Here is a 26828-nt window from a genome sequence, read left to right on the forward strand (position 1 = left end):
ATGAGCAAGTACGACGGCAGTTCCGAAGCAACCTTGTCGAGCGGGTCCGCCCCGGGGCCATTGCAGGTCCCCGCTCCGGATGCCGGCGTGATGAGCGAGCAGGAGCGTCGACAAGTGCTGACGATGTGGAACGACACCGCTTGCGACTACCCGCAGGACCGGTGCATCCACGAGTTGTTCGAAGGCCAGGCCGATCGTGCGCCACAGGCGCTCGCCCTGGCATGCCAGGGCGAGCAGCTGAGCTATCGCGCGCTCGATGAACTGGCCAATCAGCTGGCACACCATCTGCGCGCACTCGGCGTGGGGCCGGACGCGCGTGTCGCGATCTGCATGCCCAGTGGCCTGCAACGCATGACGGCGGTGCTGGCCACCTGGAAGGCCGGTGGCGCCTATGTGCCGCTGGACCCGGCCTATCCCGTCGAGCGGCTCGAGTACATGGTGCGCGACAGTGCGCCCACGGTCCTGCTGACGCATGCCGATGTGGCTGCAGGGCTGCGTGCCTCGCTGCGCGAGGCGTTGCCGCCGCGGGCGGCGATGCTCGACGTGCAGGCCGACGCAGCCGCCTGGTCGGCGCAACCGCGCAGCCGCCTGCCGCGCAGCGCGATGGGGCTCGAGCCGCATCACCTGGCCTATGTGATCTATACCTCGGGCTCGACGGGGCAACCCAAGGGGGTCATGGTCGAGCACCGCGGCGTGTGCAACCTGGCGACGGCCCAGGTGCGCGCCTTCGCGGTCGAGCCCGACAGCCGCATCCTGCAATGCGCCTCCTTCAGCTTCGATGCCTGCCTGTTCGAGATGGTGATGGCCTTGTGCAACGGGGCGTCGCTGCATCTGCCTGCGGCCGGTGCGGTGGTGGCGGGCACGGTGCTGACCCGCCTGCTGGTCGAGCAGCGCATCACCCACGCCACCCTGACGCCGTCCGTGCTGGCGGCCATCGACGACCCGGGCTGCCTCGCGAGCGTGCGGACGCTGGTGGTGGCCGGTGAGGCCTGCCCGCCGGCGCTGGTGGAACGCTGGGCGTTTGGAAGGCGCTTCATCAACGCCTACGGTCCGACCGAGACCACCGTGTGGGCGACCTGGCACGAGTGCAGGCTGCCCGTCGACGGCCGTCCACCGATCGGCCGGCCAATCGCCAACATGCAGGTGTATGTGCTTGACGAGCAGCGGCGTCCAGTGCCAGTGGGCGTGCCGGGCGAGCTGTACATCGGCGGCGCGGGCGTGGCGCGTGGCTACCTGAACCGGGAGGCGCTGACGCGTGAGCGCTTCGTCGAGGACCCGTTCGCGACGCAGCCCGCCGGGCGCCTGTACAAGACGGGCGACCTCGCCTGCTGGCGGGCCGATGGCACGCTGGACTACCTGGGCCGCAATGACCAGCAGGTCAAGTTGCGCGGCCTGCGCATCGAGCTCGGCGAGATCGAGGCGCAGCTGGTGAAGCAGCCCGGTGTTCGCGAGGCCGCGGTGCTGGTGCGCGAGGATGTGCCCGGCGACAAGCGCCTGGTGGCCTATGTGGTCGCCGGCCCGCAAGCGCAGGAGATCGATCCGCATGCCTTGCGCCAGGCACTGGCGCGGACCCTGCCCGAGTACATGGTGCCGGCCGCCTATGTGGCCTTGCCGACGTTGCCGATGACGCCCAACGGCAAGCTCGATCGCCAGGCCTTGCCAGCGCCGCAGCGCCGCGCATTCGCGCAGCGCGCCTACGTGGCCCCGCAGGACGGGCACGAAGCGGCCCTGGCCGACGTCTGGCAGGAGCTGCTGCGGGTCGAGCGCATCGGCCGCGACGACCATTTCTTCGAGCTGGGCGGGCATTCGCTGCTGGCCGTGCAGATGAGCTCGCGGCTGCGCCAGCGCCTGGAGCGGGAGGTGGCGGTCTCGAGCTTGTTCGCCCATCCTGTGCTGCGCGACTTTGCCGCGGTGGTCGAGCAGGCGCCGGCCAGCCAGTTGCCCGTCATCGTGCCGGGCCGGCGGCCCGAGCAGCTGCCGCTGTCCTTTGCCCAACAGCGCCTGTGGTTCATCGCGCGCATGGGCGACGCGGCCCGCGCGGCCTATCACCTGTCGGTCGGCATGCAGCTGCGGGGCGCGCTGGACGAAGCGGCATTGCAGGCCGCACTCGACCGCATCGTGCAGCGCCACGAGGCGCTGCGCACGCATTTCGACCTGGTGGATGGCCAGCCGGTGCAACGCATCGTCGAGGCGAGTGGCCTGGCCTTGGTGCGCCATGACGTGGCCGCCGAGGGTCGCTCGGGTGTGGAGGCCGTGGCGCACTGGCAGCGCATCGAGGCCGAAGCGCCCTTCGACCTGGCCCAGGGCCCACTGATCCGCGGCCGCCTGCTGCGCCTCGGCGCGCGTGAGCACGTGCTGTTGCTGACGATGCACCACATCGTCTCGGACGGCTGGTCGCAGGGAGTGCTGACCAGTGAGCTGGCCCAGCTGTACCGCGCGTACGCGCTGGAGGGCGTGGATCGTGAGGTCGACCCGCTGCCGGCACTGCCGGTGCAGTACGCCGACTACGCGGTGTGGCAGCGCGAGTGGCTGGCTGGCGAGGTGCAGCAGCGGCAGCTGGCCTTCTGGCGCGATCAGCTGGCCAGCGCCCCGGCGCTGGTGACGCTGCCGACCGACCGGCCGCGCCCGGCGGTGCAGGACTACCGCGGGCAGAGTTTGCCGGTCGAGTTCAGCCCGCAGCTGAGCGCGGCGCTCAAGGCGCTGTCGCAACGCCATGGCACGACGCTGTACATGACGCTGCTGGCGGCCTGGGGCGCGCTGGTGGCGCGGCTGGCGGGGCAGGACGAGGTGGTGATCGGCACGCCGGTGGCCAACCGCACGCGGGCCGAGGTGGAGCCGCTGATCGGCTTTTTCGTCAACACGCTGGCGCTGAGGCTGGACTTCAGCGACCGCCCGAGCGTGGCGCAGCTGCTGGCGCAGGTGCGCGAGCAGGTGCTGCAGGCACAGAGCCACCAGGACCTGCCGTTCGAGCAGGTGGTGGAGGCGCTGAGGCCGCAGCGCACGCTGGCGCACAGCCCGATCTTCCAGCTGATGTTTGCGTGGCAGAACGCACCGCGCACGCCGTTCGAGCTGCAGGGGCTGAGCCTGGAGGAGATGGCGGTGCAGCCGGCCAACGCCAAGTTCGACCTGACGCTGGAGCTGCAGGAGGCGCAGGACCGCATCACCGGCACCTTGTGCTTCGCGACGGCGCTGTTCGAGGCGGCGACGATGCAGCGGCATGTGGGCTACCTGGAAGCGCTGCTGCGCGGCATGGTGCAGGACGAGGCGCAGGCGGTGGACGCGATCCCGATCGTCGGCGAGGCGGAGCGGCAGCAGGTGCTGCTGGCGTGGAATGACACGAAGCGCCCGTATCCGCAGGGCCTGTGCGTGCATGAGCTGTTCGAGCGGCGGGCGGCTGGCACGCCCGAGGCGGTGGCCGTCGAGCACGAAGGCCGGCGCCTGAGCTACCAGGCGCTGGATGAGCAAGCCAACCGGCTGGCGCATCAGCTGCGGGCGCTGGGCGTGGGTGCGGAGGACCGGGTGGCGCTGTGCCTGAGGCGCGGCCCCGAGCTGGTGATGGCGATGCTGGCGGTGCTCAAGGCCGGCGCAGCGTATGTGCCGCTGGACCCGGCCTACCCGCCGCAGCGCTGGCAGCACATGCTCAGCGACAGTGCGCCGCGGGTGGTGCTCACGCAGGTGGAGCTGGCTGCCAGCGGCCACCTGTCGGGCGAGTGGACGGTGCTGGAGATGGACGGCGAGCAGCGCCCGTGGGAGGCGCAGCCGGCCACGCCGCTGCCGGTCACCGAGACCGGCAGCGCGCCGGAGCGCCTGGCGTATGTGATCTACACCTCCGGCTCCACCGGGCAGCCCAACGGGGTGATGGTGGAGCACCGCAACCTGGCCAACCTGATCGGCTGGCACAGCGAGCAATTCCCGCTGGCGGTGGGGGAGCGGACCTCGTCGACGGCGGGGGTGGCGTTCGATGCCTGCACCTGGGAGGTGTGGCCGGCGCTGTGCATGGGTGCGACGCTGGTGCTGCCACCGGCGGCGACGGTGGGCGACCCGGCGGCGCTGCTGGATTGGTGGCAGGGCGAGGACCTGCAGACCAGCTTCCTGGTGACGGCGCTGGCGGATGCGGCGCTGTCGCGCGGGCAGGCCGATCGCCGAGGGCTGCGCCAGCTGCTGACCGGTGGCGACCGGCTGGGGCGGTTGCCGGCGGCGGGGCTACCGTTCGAGCTGGTGAACAACTACGGGCCGACGGAGGCGACGGTGGTGGCGACCTCGGGCGTGAGCCGGCCGGAGGATGCGGTGATCCACATTGGGCGGCCGATCGCCAACACGCGGCTGTACCTGCTGGACCGCCATGGGCAGCCGGTGCCGGTGGGGGCGCCCGGGGAGCTGTACATCGGCGGGGTGCAGGTGGCGCGCGGCTACCTGAACCGGCCGGAGCTGACGCGCGAGCGCTTCGTGGCCGACCCGTTTGCGGGCGAGCCCGGGGCGCGGATGTACAAGACCGGGGACCTGGGGCGCTGGCTGCCGGACGGCACGGTGGAGTACCTGGGGCGCAGCGACCACCAGGTGAAGATCCGCGGGCTGCGCATCGAGCTGGGCGAGATCGAGGCGCAGCTGGCGCGCCAGCCGGGCGTGCGCGAGAGCGTGGTGCTGGCGCGCGAGGACGTGCCGGGCGAGGTGCGGCTGGTGGCCTACCTCGTGGCGCGCAGCGAGGCGGAGAAGCCGCAGGCGCAGGCGCTGCGCGAGGCGCTGTCGAAGGCGTTGCCGGAGTACATGGTGCCGGCGGCGTATGTGGTGCTGGAGGCGCTGCCGCTGACGCCCAACGGCAAGGTGGACCGGCGGGCGCTGCCGGTGCCGGACGGCACCGCCTTTGCGCAGCGGGCCTACGAGGCACCGCAGGGTGAGGTGGAGGTGGCGCTGGCGCAGATCTGGAGCGAGCTGCTGCAGGTCGAGCGGGTTGGGCGGCAGGACAACTTCTTCGAGCTGGGTGGCCATTCGCTGCTGGCGGTGCAGCTGATGGAGCGCATGCGTCGCCAGGGCCTGCACGCCAACATCAGCACCCTGTTTGCCAGGCCCACCCTGGCTGCACTGGCACAGGCCGTGCAACAGGCCGGGCAAGCCGGCGTGCGCGAAGTGGTGGTGCCCCCCAACGCCATTCCGGCCGGGTGCCAGGCCATCACGCCCCAGATGCTGCCGCTGCTGGACATCGACGCCGAGCAGATCGCGCGCATCGTCGCCGCGGTGCCCGGCGGCGCGGCCAATGTGCAGGACATCTACCCGCTTGCGCCGCTGCAGCAAGGCATCCTGTTCCACCACCTGCTGCAGCAGCAGGGCGACCCGTACTTGCTGTCGTTCACGCTGGCCTTCGACACCCGGCAGCAGCTCGACGATTTCGCGCAGGCGCTGCAGCAGGTCATCGACCGCCACGACATCCTGCGCACTGCCGTGCTGTGGCAGGGCCTGGACGTGCCGGTGCAAGTGGTGTGGCGCGAGGCACGGCTCGACGTGCAGACGCTGGACGTGGCCGACCCGGACGTGCCGGCCGCGCTGAACCGCCGCGCCGATCCCGGCCACATGCGGCTCGACCTGCAGCGTGCCCCGCTGATGCAGGGCGTCGCGGCGTTCGACCCGCGCGGTCAGCGGTGGTTGCTGCAGCTGGTCCACCACCACCTGGTGCTCGACCACACCGCACTGGACGTGCTGTTCCAGGAGATTGCACTGATCCAGTCCGGGCGCGGGCAGGAACTGCCGGCACCGATGCCCTTCCGCAACTTCGTGGCCCAGGCCCGCCTGGGCGTGAGCGAGCAGGAGCACGAGGCCTTCTTCCGCCAGATGCTGGGTGACGTCGACGAGCCGACCGCGCCGTTCGGCCTGCTCGACGTGCACGGCGGCGGTGACCAGGTGCACGAGGCGCAACTCGAGCTGGACGTGTCGCTGTCGCGGCGCCTGCGGCAGCAGGCGCGGTCCCTCGGTGTCAGCGCGGCCAGCCTGTTCCATTGGGCCTGGGCGCAGGTGCTCGCGAAAACCACCGGCCGCGAAGACGTCGTCTTCGGCACCGTGCTGTTCGGCCGCCTGCAGGGCGCTGCGGGGACCGACCGGGCGATGGGACTGTTCATCAACACCCTGCCGATCCGGGTGCGCCTGGGCGACACCCATGTGCGGGAGGGCGTGCGCCAGGCGCATGCAGCGCTGTCCGGCCTGGTTCAGCACGAACATGCCACGCTGGCCCTGGCGCAGCGTTGCAGCGCCTTGCCGGCGCGCACGCCGCTGTTCTCGGCCTTGTTGAACTACCGCCACAGCGCCGAGACCGCCGATGGCGCGGGCAAGCCGGGCTGGACGCACGGGCTGGACGTGGTATCCACGCAGGAGCGCACCAGCTACCCGCTGGACCTGTCGGTGGACGACCTGGGTGAGAACTTCGGCTTGAGCGTGCAGGTGGCGCAGCCCATCGACGCGCGGCGCGTGTGTGGCTACATGCAGCGTGCCCTGCAGGCGCTGGCCGATGCGCTGGAGCAGGCACCGCAGACGCCGTCGTGGCGCATCGACGTGCTGGACGAGGCCGAGCGCCACCAGGTGCTGGCAGGCTGGAACGACACCCGCAACGAGGCAGGCCCGGCCGCCTGCATCCACACGTTGTTCGAGCAACGGGCGGTGGCCACGCCCCAGGCCACGGCGCTGGAGCACGAAGACCGGCGCCTGAGCTACCAGGCGCTCAACGAACGCGCCAACCAGCTGGCGCATCACCTGCGTGGCCTGGGCGTCGGCCCGGACGAGCGGGTGGCCGTGTGCCTCTCGCGCAGCATCGAAATGGTGGTGGCCATCCTTGCGGTGCTGAAAGCCGGCGGTGCCTACGTGCCGCTGGACCCGGCCTACCCGCGCGAGCGGCTGCAGCACATGCTGCGCGACGCCGCGCCGCGCCTTGTACTGACGCAGGCAGGGCTGGACGCCGCACACGGGCTGGCCGGCGAGGTGAGCGTGCTGGAGCTCGACGGCTCCCGGCGGCCGTGGGAGGCACTGCCCGCAAGCAACCCGTCGGCGGGCGAGATCGGCCTGGCGCCGCATCACCTGGCCTATGTGATCTACACCTCCGGCTCCACCGGGCAGCCAAAGGGGGTGGCGGTGGAGCACGGGCCGCTGTGCCGCCGCATTGCGGGACTGGCCGGCCGCTATGGCTTGCAGGCCTCCGACCGGGTCCTGCAGTTCGCCTCGATCAACTTCGATGCGTCGGTCGAAGAGATCCTGGGTGCACTGACCCAGGGTGCGGCCCTGGTGTTGCGCACGCAGGAGTGGCTGGGCAGCGGCTCGGCGTTCTGGCGCCTGTGCGCTGCCTCGCGCATCACGGTGGCGGACTTGCCGACGCAGTTCTGGCATCACATCGTGGGCGATCCCGCTGCCGTGGTGCCGGACAGCGTGCGCTGCGTGATCATCGGCGGCGAGGCGGTGGATGCCCAGGCGGTCGCTCACTGGGTGGAGCGCGCCGGCCACCGGCCGCGCCTCTTCAACACCTATGGCCCGACCGAGACGCTGGTGGTGGCGACCGTGCAGGAGGTGCAGCAGCGTGAGGACGTGCACATCGGCCGGCCTGTGGCCGACACCGCCATCTACCTGCTCGACCGCCGCGGCGAGCCGGTGCCCATCGGCGTGCCGGGCGAGATCCATATCGGCGGCGCGGCACTTGCGCGCGGCTACCTGAACCAGCCGGGCTTGACCCGCGAGCGCTTCGTGCCCGACCCGTTCGCGGCTTCGCCGCAGGCACGCATGTACAAGAGCGGCGACCTCGGGCGCTGGCGCGCGGACGGCACGCTGGAATACCTCGGCCGCAACGACGAGCAGCTCAAGATCCGCGGCTTCCGCATCGAGCCGGGCGAGATCGAAGCGGCGCTGGTGCAGCAGGCGGGCGTGCGCGAGGCGCGCGTGCTGGCGCGCGAAGATGCAGCCGGCGGCCAGCGGCTGGTGGCCTACCTGCTCGGCACGCCCGGGGCCGGTCTCGATCCGCAGGCCTTGCGCCAGGCCCTGGCGCAGCAGCTGCCGGACTACATGGTGCCGGCCGCCTACGTGGTGCTGCCGGCATGGCCGCTCACGCCCAACGGCAAGCTCGATCGCCGGGCGCTGCCGATGCCGCAGGACGCCGCCTTCGCGCAGCGCGCCTACGAGGCGCCGCAAGGCGAGGTCGAGACGGTGCTGGCGCGCATCTGGAGCCACCTGCTGCGTGTCGAGCGGGTGGGGCGCAACGACAACTTCTTCGAGCTCGGCGGCCACTCGCTGCTGGCAGTTCAATTGATGGAGCGGCTGCGGCGCGAGGAGCTGCATGCCGACATCCGCACCCTGTTCGCCCAGCCGACGCTGGCGGCCCTGGCCCGCGCGGTGGAAGCGGCCCGGCGTGCCGGCTGGCGCGGCACGGTGGTGCCGGCCAACGCCATCGAGCCGGGCTGCCGGGCCATCACCCCGGCGATGCTGCCCCTGGTGGAGCTCGACGCGGCGCAGATCGAGCGCATCGTCGCCAGCGTGCCAGGCGGCGCGGCCAACGTGCAGGACATCTATCCCCTGGCGCCGCTGCAGGAAGGCATCCTGTTCCACTACCTGTTGCAGACCCGCGGCGACCCCTACCTGCTGACGAGCACCTTGTCCTTCGAGTCGCGCGAGCGCCTGGACGGCTTCGTGCAGGCGCTGCAACAGGTCGTCGACCGCCATGACGCGCTGCGCACTGCGGTGCTCTGGGATGGCCTGGCCGAGCCGGTGCAGGTGGTCTGGCGCGAGGCGCGGCTGCAGGTGGAGACGCTTGACCTGCGCGGCGGCGACACCGCGGCCAGGCTGGCCCGGCATGCCGATCCCCGCCACTACCGGCTCGACGTGCGGCAGGCACCGCTGATGCGTGGCTTCGCCGCCTTCGACGAGGCCAGCCAGCGCTGGCTGCTGCAGCTCCTGCAGCACCACCTGGTGATGGACCATGTCACCGGCGACCTGATGCTGGAGGAGATCGGGCTGATCCAGGCCGGCCGCGCCGGGGAGCTGCCCGCGCCGGTGCCGTTCCGCAACTTTGTGGCCGAGGCCCGCCTGGGCGTGAGCGAGCAGGAGCACGAGGCGTTCTTCCGCCAGATGCTGGGCGACGTGGACGAGCCGACCGCACCGTTCGGCCTGCAGGATGTGCATGGCGACGGCGAGAACGTGCACGAGGCGCAGGCCGTGCTGGCGCCGGCACTGTCGCAGCGCCTGCGCCGCCAGGCCCGCGTGCTGGGTGTCAGCGCGGCCAGCCTGTTCCACTGGGCCTGGGCCCAGGTGCTGGCCAAGACCACCGGCCGCGAGGACGTGGTGTTCGGCACGGTGCTGTTCGGCCGCCTGCAGGGCGGCGACGGCACCGACCGTGCCATGGGCCTGTTCATCAACACCCTGCCGATGCGGGTGCGGCTGGGCGAGCTCGGGGTGCAGGACGGCATCCGCCAGACCCATGCGACGCTGTCGGGCCTGGTGCGCCACGAGCATGCACCGCTGGCCCTGGCGCAGCGCTGCAGTGCCCTGCCGACGGGCGTGCCGCTGTTCTCGGCCCTGCTGAACTACCGCCACAGCACCCCGGCCGGTGGCGAGGCCGCCACGCCGGCCTGGGCGCAGGGCGTGGACGTGCTGGCGGTGCAGGAGCGCACCAACTATCCCTTCACCCTGTCGGTGGACGACCTGGGCGAGGACTTTGCGCTCAGCACCCAGATCGCCGAGCCGGTGGAGGCGCAGCGCGTCTGCGAGTACATGCACAACGCGCTGGAGCGGCTGGTCGACGCCCTCGAGCAGTCGCCGCAGACGCCGTCGTGGCAGATCGACGTGCTGGGCGATGCCGAGCGCCGGCAGGTGCTGGCTGGCTGGAACGACACGCAGCAGACCTGGCCCTGGGGCGAAGTCTGCATCCACGAGCTGTTCGAGCGGCAGGCCGCCGCCACGCCGCAGGCCATTGCCCTGGAGTGCGAGGCGCAGCGCCTGAGCTACCAGGCGCTCAACGAGCGGGCCAACCAGCTGGCCCACCACCTGCGCGGGCTGGGCGTCGGTCCCGACGAGCGGGTGGCGATCTGCCTGCAGCGCAGTGTGGAGATGGTGGTGGCCATCCTCGCGGTGCTGAAGGCCGGGGCTGCCTATGTCCCGCTCGACCCGTCCTATCCGCGCGACCGGCTCGACCACATGCTGAGCGACAGCGCGCCGCGCGTGGTGCTCACGCAGCTGGGCCTCGAAGTGGCCCGCGGCGTGGCGGGCGAGGCGGCGGTGATCGACCTCGACGGCCCGCAGCGGCCCTGGGAGTCGCAGCCGGCCACCAACCTGGCGAGTGCCGACCTCGGGCTGGCCCCGCAGCACCTGGCCTACGTGATCTACACCTCCGGCTCCACCGGCCTGCCCAAGGGGGTGATGGTCGAGCACGGCGGCGTCGTCAACCGCATGGCGTGGATGCAGCAGGCCTATGGCATGACCGCCGGCGACGCGGTGCTGCAGAAGACGCCGTTCGGCTTCGACGTGTCGGTGTGGGAGTTCTTCTGGCCCCTGATGCAGGGCGCGCGGCTGGTGATGGCCCGCCCGGAAGGCCACAAGGACCCGGCCTACCTGGCGGAGGTGATCCAGGCGCACCGCATCACCACGGTCCACTTCGTGCCTTCGCTGCTGCAGGTGTTCGTCGACAGTGAGGGGGCCTCCCGGTGCGACAGCCTGCGGCGTGTCATCTGCAGCGGTGAGGCCTTGCCCGGCGTGCTGGCTCGGCGCGTGCGGCAAGTGCTGCCGCAGGCCGGCTTGCACAACCTCTATGGCCCGACCGAAGCGACGGTGGACGTCACGGCCTGGACCTGCGACGCGCCCGAGCTGCCCGACAACATCCCGATCGGCGCCCCCATCGCCAACACCGCCATCTATGTGCTGGCGCCGCACGGCCAGCCGGTGCCGGCGGGTGTGGTCGGCGAGATCCACATCGGCGGCGTGCAGGTGGCGCGCGGCTACCTGAACCGTCCCGAGCTGACGCGCGAGCGCTTCGTGGCCGATCCCTTCGCCACGCGGCCGGGTGCGCGCATGTACAAGACCGGCGACCTGGGCCGCTGGCTGCCCGACGGCACGGTGGAATACCTCGGCCGCAACGACCACCAGGTGAAGATCCGCGGCCTGCGCATCGAGCTGGGTGAGATCGAGGCGCAGATCGGACGGCAGCCCGGCGTGCAGGCGGTGGCGGTGCTGGCGCGCGAGGACGAGCCGGGCGACAAGCGCCTGGTTGCCTACGTGGTGGCGGCGCCCGCTGCGGCGGTCGATCCGCAGGCCCTGCGCCAGGTGCTGGCGCGGCAGCTGCCGGACTACATGGTGCCAGCCGCCTGGGTGGTGCTGGACGCCCTGCCACTCACCCCCAACGGCAAGCTCGACCGCAAGGCGCTGCCCGCGCCGCAAGGCGCGGCCGCCCCGTCGCAGCGTGACTACGCCGCCCCGCAGGGCCCGGTGGAGTCGGCGCTGGCCCTGATCTGGGGCGAGCTGCTGCGGGTCGGGCAGGTGGGACGCAACGACCATTTCTTCGAGCTGGGCGGACATTCGTTGCTGGCAGTGCGGATGATCTCCCGCCTGCGCCAGCGCTCGGGCCTGGATGTGCCGCTGGCCAGCCTGTTCGCGCATCCGGTGCTGCACGACTTCGCCCGCGTGGCGAGCGAGACCCAGGCCACCGCGCTGCCGCCGCTGGTGCCCAGCGAGCGACCCGAGGCCATCCCCCTGTCATTCGCCCAGCAGCGCCTGTGGCTGGCGGCCCAGCTGGGCAAGGAAGCCAGCGCGGCCTACCACATGCCGATCGGTCTGCGGCTGCGCGGCCGGCTCGACGAGCCGGCGCTGCAAGCGACGCTGGACCGCATCGTGCAGCGGCACGAGGTGCTCCGCACGCATTTCGAGCGGGTGGACGACCGGCCGGTGCAGCGCATCGGTGCGACCGCGCGCTTTGCATTGGCATTCCAGGACCTGCCCGTCGAGGCCGGCCAGCGCGACGCCGTCATCGAGCACTGGAGCCGTGTCGAGGCACGCGAGCCCTTCGACCTCGGCCGCGGCCCGCTGATTCGCGGCCGCCTGTTGCGGCTGGACGCGCAGGACCATGTGCTGCTGCTGACCATGCACCACACCGTCTCCGACGGCTGGTCGCTGGGTGTGCTGGCCGAGGAGCTGAGCGCGCTCTACCGCGCCTACGCGGCCGATGGCGTCGCCTATGCGCAGGACCCCTTGCCGCCACTGCCGGTGCAATACGCGGACTACGCCCTGTGGCAGCGCCGCTGGCTCGATGCAGCGACCCAGGAGCGCCTGCTCACGTACTGGTGTGGCCAGCTCGCCGGCAGTCCCTTGCTGTCTGCGTTGCCGACCGACCATCCGCGCCCGCCGGTGCAGGGGTTCGTCGGTGGCATGGTCTACGGCCAGGTGCCGGAGGCGACTACCGCCGCCTTGCACGAGTTGGCCGGGCGCCACACCAGCACGCTGTTCATGGTGCTGATGGCGGCCTTCAACGTGCTGCTGTCGCGCTACACCGGGCAGACCGACCTCAATGTCGGCACCGTGGTGGCCAACCGCAATCGCAGCGAGCTGGAGCCGCTGATCGGGCTGCTGCTCGATACGCAAGTGATCCGCACCCGGCTCGATCCCGCGCAGAGCTTCGAGTCGCTGCTGCAGCAGGTGCGCACGACGCTGATCCAGGGCTACCTGCACCAGGAGCTGCCGTTCGACACGCTGCTGGACCGGCTCAAGCCGACGCGGCTGCCCGGGGTGCCGCCCTTGTTCCAGGTGATGCTGCAGATGCAGAACATGCCCGACCAGGTGGTGAGCCTGCCCGAGCTGAGCCTGCAAGTGCTGCCGCCTTCGGAATACACGGTGAAGTTCGACCTCACGCTGTATGTGACCGAGCGCGACGGCGGCCTGCAGGTGGCCTACGAGTACGACGCGGCCTTGTTCGAGGCCGCCACCATCGAGCGCCTGGCGGCGCGCTTCACGCGGCTGCTGGAGGCGGTGGTTGCCGCGCCGGCGGCGCGCCTCGACGAGCTGGGACTGCCCGAGCCCCTGCCGGTGGCGGCATACGAGGTCATCGCCGCCGAGCCGGCCTCGGCCCGCGCCGGCCTGTCGCCGCACCAGCAGCGGCTGTGGTCCATCGACCGGGCCGAGGCGGGCGTGGTGTACGAAGCCGCACCGACCTATCACAACCTGCCCTTGCTGCTGGACCTGGGTGAGGCGGTCCAGGCCGCACAGCTGGAGGCAGCACTCAACATCGTGGTGGCCCGCCACGGCGCACTGCGCGCCCGCATCGGCAGCGAGGGATCGACGGTCTGGCAAAGCGTGGAGGACGAGGCGCCGCTGGTGCTGGAGCCGATCGAGCTGGCCGAGGGCGATGCGCTGCTGGCGCGTGCGGTCGCCGAGGTGCAGCGGCCGTTCCGCCTCGATGGCGGCCGCCTCGTGCGGGCGGCCCTGCTGCGCAAGCCGGGCGAAGCCAGCTGGCTGTGCGTCACCACCCACCACATCGTGGCCGACCGGCGTTCGCTGCAGCTGCTGGCCCACGAGCTGGTGACCGTGTACGCGGCGCTCGTCGAGGGCCGCATGCCGGAGGTGCCGGCGCTGACGCTGGGTGTCGTCGACCATGCGCGCTGGCAATCGAGCCTCGGGCCGGAGGTGGTCGAGCCCTGGCTGCTGTACTGGAAGCAGCAGCTGAACGGCAGGCTGCAGGCCATCGAGCTGCCGCTGAGCCGGCCACGGCCGGCGACCCACCGGTTCAGCGCCGGCCGCCATGGCTTTGCCATCGACGCCGAGCTGGGAACCCGCCTGCGCGCGGTGGCCCAGGACGGCGCGCTGTCCATCGAAGACGTGCTGCTCACCGGCTTCCTGGCTGTGCTCAGGCGCTATGCCGGGCATGACGAACTGGTCATCGGCACCAGCGTGGCCGGCCGTGACGCGAACGGGCTGCAGGGCGTGGTCGGGCCGCTGTCCAACCTGCTGGTGCTGCGCCACACGGTCCCCGCCGAGGCTGATTTCGCGGCCCTCATGGCCCAGGTCGCGCGTACCCGCACGCGGGCCGTGCAGCATGGCGGCATGCCGTTCGACCTGCTGGTTGCCAAGCTTGGCCAAGCGCAGGCCACCCGCTGCGGCACGCTGTTCGACATCGTGTTCCAGTACGACGAGGCTGCCGGCCAGGCCATCCGCAGCGGCGCTGTCGTCGCCCGGCCGGTGGAGACCAACCTCGGCCATGGCAGCTATGACCTGCACCTCTGCATGTTCCCGAGGGACGGCGGCTTCGAGGCGCGGCTGGTCTATAACACCGAGCTGCTCGAAGAGGCGCTGGTGGCGCAGATGATGCGTCACTTCGTGCGCCTGCTGCAGACGATGACTGAGGCGCCGCAAGGCCGCATCGACCAGGCGCCGATGCTCGACGACGCCGAGCGCGAGCGACTGTGCGGGGAGTGGAACGCCACGGATCGTGCGTATCCGCAAGACACCTTCCACGCCCGGTTCGAGGCGCAGGCGGCGCGCACGCCCGACGCGCCGGCCCTGCGCTACCAGGAACAGGAACTGAGCTACGCCCAGCTCAATGCCAAGGCGGACCGGCTGGCGCGCTACCTGGTCGACGCCGGTGTCACACCCGGCGCACGGGTGGGCATCTACCTGGCGCGTTCACCGGCGCTGGTGATTGCGCTGCTGGGCGTGCTCAAGGCCGGCGGTGCCTATGTGCCGCTGGAGCCCAAGCTGCCGAAGGACCGCCTGGCCTACATGGTGCAGGACGCCGGCATCGGCTGGGCCCTGCTGGAAGCCGACACCATCAACGACCTGCCGCTCAATGGTGTGGACGTCGTCCTGATGGACGGCGCGGCGACCGAGCCCGACTGGATGGATGACTATGCCCAGGGCGAGCTGCCGTCGGTGGCGGCAGACGACCTGGCGTATGTGATCTACACCTCCGGCTCCACCGGGCGGCCCAAGGGGGTGATGATCGAGCACCGCGGTCTCGCCAACTACCTCTCGTATGCGGTGGAGACCTACCTGCCCGGCCTGGCCGGGTCGGTGGTCAGCTCGCCGCTGTGCTTCGACGCCACGCTCACCACCCTGCTGCCGCCCCTGCTGGCCGGCAAGCCGGTGTGGCTGCTGCCCGACGACGAGCACACGCTGGCCCACCTGTCGGCGCGCCTGTTCGCGCCGGGCGAGGGCTGGCTGTTCAAGATCACGCCGGCGCACCTGGAAGCCTTGTCCTACCTGGAGCGCGAGGCAGCGTCCGGCCCGGCGCCCCACTGCATCGTGGTGGGCGGCGAGCAGCTGAGCTCGGCGACGCTGCAGCGCTGGAAGGGCGAGCTGCTGCCGCAGGCCCGCTTCGTCAACGAATACGGCCCGACCGAGACGGTGGTGGGTTGCAGCGTGTGGACGCTGGCGAGTGCCGGGCAGCTGCCGTCCCTGGCCGGATCGGCCGCGGCGCCGATCGGCCGGCCGATCGCCAACACCCGGCTGTACGTGCTCGGGGCGGCGCTGCAGCTGCAGCCCGTCGGCTGCGTGGGCGAGCTGTACATCGGCGGGGCCGGTGTGGCGCGGGGCTACATCAACCAGCCGTCGCTGACGCAGGAGCGCTTCATTGCCGACCCGTTCGGCGAGGGCCGGCTGTACAAGACCGGCGACCTGGTGCGCTACCGCGGCGACGGCGAGCTGGAGTTCCTGGGCCGCATCGACGAGCAGGTGAAGATCCGCGGCTTCCGCATCGAGCTGGGCGAGATCGAGGCCCAGCTGATGCGCCAGCCCGGCGTGCGCGAAGCGGTGGTCCTGGCACGCGAGGATGTGCCGGGCGAGCGGCGCCTGGTGGCCTATGTGGTGGCGAACCACGGCGCGGAACCCGACGCGCTGCGACTGCGCGAGGCGCTGGCCCAGTCGCTGCCCGACTACATGGTGCCGGCGGCCTACGTGGTGCTGGCAGCGCTGCCGGTGACGCAGAACGGCAAGCTGGACCGCCGGGCGCTGCCGATGCCCGAGGACGCGGCATTGGCGCAGCGCGACTACGAGGCGCCGCAAGGCCCGGTCGAGACCATGCTGGCCGGCATCTGGAGCGAGCTGCTGCGGGTGGAGCGCGTGGGGCGGCGCGACAACTTCTTCGAGCTGGGCGGCAATTCGTTGCTGGCCTTGCGATTGATGGGCCGGCTGCGGCGCGAGGAGCTGCAGGTCGACACCAGCGCGCTGTTCGCCCACCCGACGCTGGCTGCACTTGCCGAGGCGGTGGAGGAGGCCCGGCGTGCCGGCTCGCGCGAGGTGGTGGTGCCGGCCAGCGCGATCCCGGCGGGCTGCCAGGACATCACGCCGCAGATGCTGCCGCTGATCGACCTCGACGCGGCCGACATCGAGCGCATCGTCGCCACGGTCCCGGGTGGCGCGGCCAATGTGCAGGACATCTATCCGCTGGCGCCGCTGCAGGAAGGCATCCTGTTCCATCACCTGTTGCAGGCGCAGGGGGACGCCTACCTGTTGTCGACCATCCTGGCGTTTGACTCGCGTGAGCGCCTGGACGGGTTCGTGCAGGCCTTGCAGCAGGTCATCGATCGCCATGACGTGCTGCGCACCTCCATCGTGTGGGCGGGCCTGCGCGAGCCGGTGCAGGTGGTGTGGCGGCAGGCCCGCTTCGAGGTGGGAACGCCCGACCTGCCGGAAGGCGATACGGCCACCCGGCTGGCCGAGCAGGCCGATCCACGTCGCGTGCGGCTCGACCTGCAGCGGGCACCCCTGATGCGGGGCAACCTTGCCTTCGACCGCAACGGCGGTCGCTGGTTGCTGCAGCTGCTGCACCACCACCTGGCGCTGGATCACCTGGCACTGGACGTGTTGTTGCACGAGATCGGACTGATCCTGTCCGGCCGGGCGCAGGAGCTGCCGGCGCCGGTGCCGTTCCGCAACTTCGTGGCGCAGGCGCGGCTGGGTGTGAGCGCGCAGGAGCATGAGGCCTTCTTCCGCCAGATGCTGGGCGATGTGGACGAGCCCACCGCGCCGTTCGGCCTGCTGGACGTGCATGGCGACGGCAGCAACGTGCACGAGGCGCACCTGGGCCTGTCGCGGGCCTTGTCGCACCGCCTGCGCCAGCAAGCCCGGACCCTGGGCGTGAGCACGGCGAGCCTGTTCCACTGGGCCTGGGCGCAGGTGCTGGCCAAGGCCACCGGGCGGGATGACGTGGTGTTCGGCACCGTGTTGTTCGGCCGCCTGCAGGGCGGGGCCGGCACCGAGCGGGCGATGGGCCTGTTCATCAACACCTTGCCGATCCGCGTGCGGTTGGGCGAGCTCGGCGTGCAGGACGGGGTGCGCCAGACCCAGGCCGCCCTGTCGGGCCTGATGCGCCACGAGCATGCCTCGCTCGCGCTGGCGCAGCGCTGCAGCGCCTTGCCGGCCGGCACGCCGCTGTTCTCGGCCTTGTTCAACTATCGCCACAGCGCGGAGGCTGCCGAAGGCGCACAGACGCCCGACTGGGCCCATGGCCTCGACGTGCTGACGGTGCAGGAGCGCAACAACTACCCGTTCATGCTGTCGGTGGACGACCTGGGCGAGGACTTCGAGCTGAGCGCGCAGATTGCGCAACCGGTCGAGGCCCGGCAGGTGTGCGCCTACATGCACCAGGTGCTCGAGCGCCTGGCCGACGCGCTGGAGCAGGCGCCGCAGACGCCGTCCTGGCAGCTCGACGTGCTCGGCGAGGCCGAACGCCGCCAGCTGCTCGCCACCTGGAACGACACGCGCGCGGACTGGCCGCAGGAAGCCGGCTGCCTGCATGAGTTGTTCGAGCGCCAGTCCGCAGCCACGCCGCATGCGACCGCGCTGGCGCATGAGGATCGGCGGCTGAGCTACCAGACGCTGAACCAGCGGGCCAACCAGCTGGCCCGTCATCTGCGGGGCCTGGGTGTCGGACCCGATACGCGAGTGGCCCTCTGCCTGCAGCGCAGCGTGGAGATGGTGGTGGCCATGCTGGCGGTGCTGAAGGCGGGCGGCGCGTATGTGCCGCTCGACCCGGCCTACCCACGGGAGCGCTTGGAGTACATGCTGCGCGACAGCGCACCTCGCGTGGTGCTCACGCAGGCTGCGCTGGACATGGCGCGCGGCGAAGGCACGGTGCTGGAGCTGGACGGCCCGCACCGGCCCTGGGAGGCGCTGCCGGCCGACAACCTGCCGGCGGCCGAACTGGGCCTGAGCCCCAGCCATGGCGCGTACGTGATCTACACCTCCGGCTCCACCGGGCAGCCCAAGGGCGTGATGATCGAGCATGCCAACGCGGTCAACTTCATCCTCTGGGCGCGCCAGTCGTTCTCGGTCGACGAGCTGCGCCACACGCTGTTCTCGACGTCGCTGAACTTCGACCTCGCGGTGTTCGAGTGCTTCGCACCGCTGAGCTGCGGCGGCTGCGTCCACCTGGTCGACAACATCCTGGCCCTGGCCACGCGGGCGCTGCCGGTGTCGCTGATCAACACGGTGCCTTCTGCCTTGCAGGCCGTCGTCAGCCAGGGCGCGGTGCCGGCCAGCGTGCGTGTCGTCAATGTCGCGGGCGAGCCGCTCAAGCGCCACCTGGTCGAGGAGCTGTTCAACACCACCGGCGTGGCCAGCCTGTGCAACCTCTACGGCCCTTCGGAGACCACGACCTACTCCACCTGGACGCGCATGGCACGTGCCGAGGGCTTCGATCCGTCGATCGGCCGGCCGGTGGCCAACACCACCGTCTACCTGCTCGACGCGCGGGGCCAGCTGGTGCCGCCCGGCGTGGTGGGCGAGATCTTCATCGGCGGGGCCGGCGTGGCGCGTGGCTACCTCAACCAGCCGCAGTTGACGCGTGAACGCTTCGTGGCCGACCCGTTCGCCACCGAGCCCGGCGCCCGCATGTACAAGACGGGCGACCTCGGCCGCTGGCGTGCGGACGGCAGGCTCGACTACCTGGGCCGCAACGACCATCAGGTGAAGATCCGCGGCTTCCGCATCGAGCTGGGCGAGATCGAGGCGCGGCTGCTGGCCCAGCCTGGGGTGCGGGAAGCCCTGGTGCTGGCACGCGAGGACAACCCGGGCGACAGCAAGTACCTCGCCGCCTATGTGTCCGGCACCGCGGGCAACGAGCTCGACCCGCAGGCCCTGCGTCGCGCCCTGGCCGAGGCCTTGCCTGACTACATGGTGCCGGCGGCATGGGTTGTCTTGCCGGCCTTGCCGCTGACGCCCAACGGCAAGGTGGACCGCAAGGCGCTGCCTGCGCCGGCCGACACCGGGCTCGCACGCAGCGCCCATGAACCGCCGCAGGGAGACACGGAGACCACGCTGGCGCAGATCTGGAGCGAGCTGCTGCGCGTGCAGCGCGTCGGGCGCAACGACCACTTCTTCGAGCTGGGCGGGCATTCGCTGTTGGCCACGCAGTTGATCTCGAGGGTCCGCAGCGAATGGGACATCGAGATCTCGCTGGCCACCCTGTTCTCCAAGGCCCGGCTCTCGGAGTTCTCCGACGCCATCGTCGACTACCAGCTGGCGCAGTTCGATGCCGACGCCCTGCAATCGATCGTCGCCCAGCAGAAAAGTGGGATGCAATGAACAACCCGACCCTGGAAAACATGACTCGCGCCGAGCGCGAGGCCGTCCTTCTCCTGGCCAAGGCCGCGCGGGCGAAGACCAAGCCATCGGCGCGTCCAGCGGGCATTCCGGCGCGGACCGCCCCGCGTGAGCATTGGCCCCTGTCGTTCGCGCAGCAGCGCCTGTGGTTCATCGCGCAGATGTGGCCAGCGGCGCATTCGCTGCCGTTCGGACTGCGCTTGCGCGGCCCGCTCGACGAGGCAGCGCTGCAGGCGGCCCTGGACCGCATCGTGCAGCGGCATGAAGCCCTGCGCACGCAGTTCGACGTGGCCGACGGGCAGCCGGTGCAGCGCATCGCGCCGACCGGCCGCTTCACGCTGCTGCGTCATGACCTGTCGGTCGGGGAGCAGACGGGCGACGCGGCCATCGAGCATTGGCGAGGCGTGGAGGCGAGCGCGCCGTTCGACCTGGCGCAAGGGCCCCTGGTGCGCGGCCGGCTGCTGCGTCTGCACGAGCAGGACCATGTGCTGTTGCTGACGATGCACCACATCGTCTCCGACGGCTGGTCGCTGGGCGTGCTGGCCCATGAGCTGGGCGAGCTGTACCGCGCCTATGCGGTGCAGGGGCTGGCGCATCAGGTCGATCCGCTGCCGCCACTGCCGGTGCAGTACGCCGACTACGCGGTGTGGCAGCGCGAGTGGCTGGCTGGCGAGGTGCAGCAACGGCAGCTGGCCTTCTGGCGCCAGCAGCTGGCGACTGCCCCGGCGCTGTCGACATTGCCGACCGACCGGCCGCGCCCGGCGGTGCAGGACTACCGCGGGCAGAGCCTGCCGGTCGAGTTCAGCCCGGAGCTGAGCGCGGCGCTCAAGGCGCTGTCGCAACGCCACGGCACGACGCTGTACATGACGCTGCTGGCGGCCTGGGGCGCGCTGGTGGCGCGGCTGGCGGGGCAGGACGAGGTGGTGATCGGCACGCCGGTGGCCAACCGCACGCGGGTCGAGGTGGAGCCGCTGATCGGCTTCTTCGTCAACATCCTGGCCCTGCGGCTGGATTTCAGCGACCGCCCGAGCGTGGCGCAGCTGCTGGCGCAGGTGCGCGAGCAGGTGCTGCAGGCGCAGGGCCACCAGGACCTGCCGTTCGAGCAGGTGGTGGAAGCGCTCAAGCCCGAGCGCACGCTGGCGCACAACCCGATCTTCCAGCTCACCTTTGCCTGGCAGAACACGCCGGACGACGGGCTCGACCTGGGGGGCTTGAACCTGCAGGGCCTGCCGGCGCGCGCCGGCCAGCATGTCGCCCAGTACGACGTGACACTGGAATTGCAGGAAACCCGCGACCGCATCGTCGGTACGCTGAACTTCGCGACGGCGCTGTTCGAGGCGGCGACGATGCAGCGGCATGTGGGCTACCTGGAAGCGCTGCTGCGCGGCATGGTGCAGGACGAGGCGCAGGCGGTGGACGCGATCCCGATCGTCGGCGAGGCGGAGCGGCAGCAGGTGCTGCTGGCGTGGAATGACACGAAGCGCCCGTATCCGCAGGGCCTGTGCGTGCACGAGCTGTTCGAGCGGCGGGCGGCTGGCACGCCCGGGGCGGTGGCCGTCGAGCACGAAGGCCGGCGCCTGAGCTACCAGGCGCTGGATGAGCAAGCCAACCGGCTGGCGCATCAGCTGCGGGCGCTGGGCGTGGGTGCGGAGGACCGGGTGGCGCTGTGCCTGAGGCGCGGCCCCGAGCTGGTGATGGCGATGCTGGCGGTGCTCAAGGCCGGCGCAGCGTATGTGCCGCTGGACCCGGCCTACCCGCCGCAGCGCTGGCAGCACATGCTCAGCGACAGCGCACCGCGGGTGGTGCTCACGCAGGTGGAGCTGGCTGCCAGCGGCCACCTGTCGGGCGAGTGGACGGTGCTGGAGATGGACGGCGAGCAGCGCCCATGGGAGGCGCAGCCGGCCACGCCGCTGCCGGTCACCGAGACCGGCAGCGCGCCGGAGCGCCTGGCGTATGTGATCTACACCTCCGGCTCCACCGGGCAGCCCAACGGGGTGATGGTGGAGCACCGCAACCTGGCCAACCTGATCGGCTGGCACAGCGAGCAATTCCCGCTGGCGGTGGGGGAGCGGACCTCGTCGACGGCGGGGGTGGCGTTCGATGCCTGCACCTGGGAGGTGTGGCCGGCGCTGTGCATGGGTGCGACGCTGGTGCTGCCGCCGGCGGCGACGGTGGGCGACCCGGGGGCGCTGCTGGACTGGTGGCAGGGCGAGGACCTGCAGACCAGCTTCCTGGTGACGGCGCTGGCGGATGCGGCGCTGTCGCGCGGGCAGGCCGATCGCCGAGGGCTGCGCCAGCTGCTGACCGGTGGCGACCGGCTGGGGCGGTTGCCGGCGGCGGGGCTGCCGTTCGAGCTGGTGAACAACTACGGGCCGACGGAGGCGACGGTGGTGGCGACCTCGGGTGTGAGCCGGCCGGAGGATGCGGTGATCCACATTGGGCGGCCGATCGCCAACACGCGGCTGTACCTGCTGGACCGCCATGGGCAGCCGGTGCCGGTGGGGGCGCCCGGGGAGCTGTACATCGGCGGGGTGCAGGTGGCGCGCGGCTACCTGAACCGGCCGGAGCTGACGCGCGAGCGCTTCGTGGCCGACCCGTTTGCGGGCGAGCCCGGGGCGCGGATGTACAAGACCGGGGACCTGGGGCGCTGGCTGCCGGACGGCACGGTGGAGTACCTGGGGCGCAGTGACCACCAGGTGAAGATCCGCGGGCTGCGCATCGAGCTGGGCGAGATCGAGGCGCAGCTGGCGCGCCAGCCGGGCGTGCGCGAGAGCGTGGTGCTGGCGCGCGAGGACGTGCCGGGCGAGGTGCGGCTGGTGGCCTACCTCGTGGCGCGCAGCGAGGCGGAGAAGCCGCAGGCGCAGGTGCTGCGCGAGGCGCTGTCGAAGGCGTTGCCGGAGTACATGGTGCCGGCGGCGTATGTGGTGCTGGAGGCGCTGCCGCTGACGCCCAACGGCAAGGTGGACCGGCGGGCGCTGCCGGTGCCGGACGGCACCGCCTTTGCGCAGCGGGCCTACGAGGCGCCGCAGGGTGAGGTGGAGGTGGCGCTGGCGCAGATCTGGAGCGAGCTGCTGCAGGTCGAGCGGGTCGGGCGGCAGGACAACTTCTTCGAGCTGGGTGGCCATTCGCTGCTGGCGGTGCAGATGATCTCCAGGCTGCGGCAGCGCCTGGGCCTGGAAGTGGCGGTGTCGAGCCTGTTCGCCAGCCCGGTGCTGGGCGATTTCGCCGCCTTGACGAACCAGGCGCCTTCCAGCTCCCAGCCCGACCTCGTCCCCCTGGCGCGGCCGGAGCACCTGCCGCTGTCCTTTGCACAGCAACGCCTGTGGTTCATCGCCCAGACCGGGCTGCAGGCGAGCACGGCCTATCACATGATGGGCAGCCTGCGCCTGCGGGGGGCCCTGGACCCAGCCGCGTTGCAGGCGGCGCTGGATCGCATCGTGCAGCGCCACGAGGCGCTGCGCACCCGCTTCGAGGTGATGGACGGCCAACCGGTGCAGCGTATCGCGCGCAGCGGCCGCTTCACCCTGCTGCACCACGACCTGAGCGGAGCGCCGGGGACGCTGGAACACTGGGTGGCGGCCGAGGCCGAGGCGCCGTTCGACCTGGCACAAGGGCCGCTGGTGCGCGGCCGCCTGCTGCGGCTGGGCGAGCAGGACCATGTGCTGTTGCTGACGATGCACCACATCATCTCCGACGGCTGGTCCCTGGGTGTGCTGACCGGCGAGCTGAGCGAGCTGTACCGCGCCTATGCGGTGCAGGGGCTGGCGCATCAGGTCGACCCGCTGCCGGCACTGCCGGTGCAGTACGCGGACTACGCGGTGTGGCAGCGCGAGTGGCTGGCTGGCGAGGTGCAGCAGCGGCAGCTGGCCTTCTGGCGCGAGCAGCTGGCCAGCGCCCCGGCGCTGGTGACGCTGCCGACCGACCGGCCGCGCCCGGCGGTGCAGGACTACCGCGGGCAGAGCCTGCCGGTCGAGTTCAGCCCGGAGCTGAGCGCGGCGCTCAAGGCGCTGTCGCAACGCCATGGCACGACGCTGTACATGACGCTGCTGGCGGCCTGGGGCGCGCTGGTGGCGCGGCTGGCGGGGCAGGACGAGGTGGTGATCGGCACGCCGGTGGCCAACCGCACGCGGGCCGAGGTGGAGCCGCTGATCGGCTTTTTCGTCAACACGCTGGCGCTGAAGCTGGACTTCAGCGACCGCCCGAGCGTGGCGCAGCTGCTGGCGCAGGTGCGCGAGCAGGTGCTGCAGGCACAGAGCCACCAGGACCTGCCGTTCGAGCAGGTGGTGGAGGCGCTGAGGCCGCAGCGCACGCTGGCGCACAGCCCGATCTTCCAGCTGATGTTTGCGTGGCAGAACGCACCGCGCACGCCGTTCGAGCTGCAGGGGCTGAGCCTGGAGGAGATGGCGGTGCAGCCGGCCAACGCCAAGTTCGACCTGACGCTGGAGCTGCAGGAGGCGCAGGACCGCATCACCGGCACCTTGTGCTTCGCGACGGCGCTGTTCGAGGCGGCGACGATGCAGCGGCATGTGGGCTACCTGGAAGCGCTGCTGCGCGGCATGGTGCAGGACGAGGCGCAGGCGGTGGACGCGATCCCGATCGTCGGCGAGGCGGAGCGGCAGCAGGTGCTGCTGGCGTGGAATGACACGAAGCGCCCGTATCCGCAGGGCCTGTGCGTGCACGAGCTGTTCGAGCGGCGGGCGGCTGGCACGCCCGAGGCGGTGGCCGTCGAGCACGAAGGCCGGCGCCTGAGCTACCAGGCGCTGGATGAGCAAGCCAACCGGCTGGCGCATCAGCTGCGGGCGCTGGGCGTGGGTGCGGAGGACCGGGTGGCGCTGTGCCTGAGGCGCGGCCCCGAGCTGGTGATGGCGATGCTGGCGGTGCTCAAGGCCGGCGCAGCGTATGTGCCGCTGGACCCGGCCTACCCGCCGCAGCGCTGGCAGCACATGCTCAGCGACAGTGCGCCGCGGGTGGTGCTCACGCAGGTGGAGCTGGCTGCCAGCGGCCACCTGTCGGGCGAGTGGACGGTGCTGGAGATGGACGGCGAGCAGCGCCCGTGGGAGGCGCAGCCGGCCACGCCGCTGCCGGTCACCGAGACCGGCAGCGCGCCGGAGCGCCTGGCGTATGTGATCTACACCTCCGGCTCCACCGGGCAGCCCAACGGGGTGATGGTGGAGCACCGCAACCTGGCCAACCTGATCGGCTGGCACAGCGAGCAATTCCCGCTGGCGGTGGGGGAGCGGACCTCGTCGACGGCGGGGGTGGCGTTCGATGCCTGCACCTGGGAGGTGTGGCCGGCGCTGTGCATGGGTGCGACGCTGGTGCTGCCGCCGGCGGCGACGGTGGGCGACCCGGGGGCGCTGCTGGACTGGTGGCAGGGCGAGGACCTGCAGACCAGCTTCCTGGTGACGGCGCTGGCGGATGCGGCGCTGTCGCGCGGGCAGGCCGATCGCCGAGGGCTGCGCCAGCTGCTGACCGGTGGCGACCGGCTGGGGCGGTTGCCGGCGGCGGGGCTGCCGTTCGAGCTGGTGAACAACTACGGGCCGACGGAGGCGACGGTGGTGGCGACCTCGGGTGTGAGCCGGCCGGAGGATGCGGTGATCCACATTGGGCGGCCGATCGCCAACACGCGGCTGTACCTGCTGGACCGCCATGGGCAGCCGGTGCCGGTGGGGGCGCCCGGGGAGCTGTACATCGGCGGGGTGCAGGTGGCGCGCGGCTACCTGAACCGGCCGGAGCTGACGCGCGAGCGCTTCGTGGCCGACCCGTTTGCGGGCGAGCCCGGGGCGCGGATGTACAAGACCGGGGACCTGGGGCGCTGGCTGCCGGACGGCACGGTGGAGTACCTGGGGCGCAGTGACCACCAGGTGAAGATCCGCGGGCTGCGCATCGAGCTGGGCGAGATCGAGGCGCAGCTGGCGCGCCAGCCGGGCGTGCGCGAGAGCGTGGTGCTGGCGCGCGAGGACGTGCCGGGCGAGGTGCGGCTGGTGGCCTACCTCGTGGCGCGCAGCGAGGCGGAGAAGCCGCAGGCGCAGGTGCTGCGCGAGGCGCTGTCGAAGGCGTTGCCGGAGTACATGGTGCCGGCGGCGTATGTGGTGCTGGAGGCGCTGCCGCTGACGCCCAACGGCAAGGTGGACCGGCGGGCGCTGCCGGTGCCGGACGGCACCGCCTTTGCGCAGCGGGCCTACGAGGCACCGCAGGGTGAGGTGGAGGTGGCGCTGGCGCAGATCTGGAGCGAGCTGCTGCAGGTCGAGCGGGTTGGGCGGCAGGACAACTTCTTCGAGCTGGGTGGCCATTCGCTGATGATCACCCGCCTGGTTGACGTCTCACGCCGCCGCGGGCTGGCGATGGACCTGCGCCAGATCTTCGATGCGTCGACGCTGCAGTCGCTGGCGGCCGTCGTGAAGCCCGGGCGGGCCGATGTCGCCATGCATGCCACGCTGGTGCCGGTCCGCACCACCGGATCGCGGCCGCCGTTGTTCTGCCTGCATGAAGGGTTTGGCACGGTGCTGGTCTACGACCGGCTGGCCCGCTTCATCGATGCCGACGTGCCCGTCTACAGCCTGGAGGCCTGCGCGCTGCATGAGGACCCGCCGGTCTACCGCTCGCTCCCTGACATGGCAGGCGCCTACCTGAGGCAGATCAAGACGGTGCAGCCGGTCGGGCCTTACCGCCTGGCTGGCTGGTCGGGTGGCGGCATGGTGGCCTACGAGATCGCCCACCAGCTGCTGGCCCAGGGGGAGGCGGTGGAGTTCCTGGGGATGATCGACACCTACAACGTGCAAGCCGAGGACCTGGAGAACGACATCGCCCAGGCCAAGCACTACCTGATCCGCATCCTCGAATACATCCGCCCGGACCTGCCGCCGCAGGTGCTGCGCGCGCTGCTCTCCCTGGACGACCTGGAGGCGATGGTGGCCGAATGCCGCCGCAACGGCTGGGTGGCCTCCGACATGACGGCCCACGAAGTGCGCCGGCGCTTCAAGGTGGCCAACCTCATCGCCCGCGCCTGCATGGAGTACGTGGCGCCGGCGCTGGCGCTCGACGTCGACCTGTACAGCGCGCAGGAGCCGGCACGCGAGGACCGCAGCAACGGCTGGGCTCGCCTGCTCGGGTCGCGTTTGAAGATTACCCCGGTGGGGGGCACCCACATGTCGATGATGCAGGACGAGGCGCTGATTCCCCAGATCGCCCACCCGATGAACCGCGCCCTGCTGGGCCCACGCGCTGCCGCACCCAACCGGCCGCGGCCCGCGTTGCGCCTGTCCGATACCGTGCTTTCCTGAGGAAGGAAC

At 71.5% G+C, this 26828-nt stretch carries 2 protein-coding genes; both read left to right on the plus strand.

What is annotated here, in order from left to right; all coding sequences use genetic code 11:
* Positions 1–19518 carry a non-ribosomal peptide synthetase gene (locus N7L95_RS26205; protein ID WP_301260570.1) on the plus strand — a complete coding sequence of 6506 codons (19518 nt, stop codon included), beginning with the start codon at positions 1–3 and terminating at the stop codon, positions 19516–19518.
* The gene (locus N7L95_RS26210; RefSeq protein ID WP_301260571.1) at positions 19515–26819 is read left to right on the plus strand and encodes a non-ribosomal peptide synthetase; all 7305 of its coding nucleotides are present in this window, start codon (positions 19515–19517) and stop codon (positions 26817–26819) included. Before N7L95_RS26205 ends, N7L95_RS26210 begins: the two co-directional genes overlap by 4 nt.
* The last annotated feature ends 9 nt before the right edge of the window (positions 26820–26828 follow it).

Source organism: Eleftheria terrae (genome assembly GCF_030419005.1).
GTDB lineage: Bacteria > Pseudomonadota > Gammaproteobacteria > Burkholderiales > Burkholderiaceae_C > Caldimonas > Caldimonas terrae.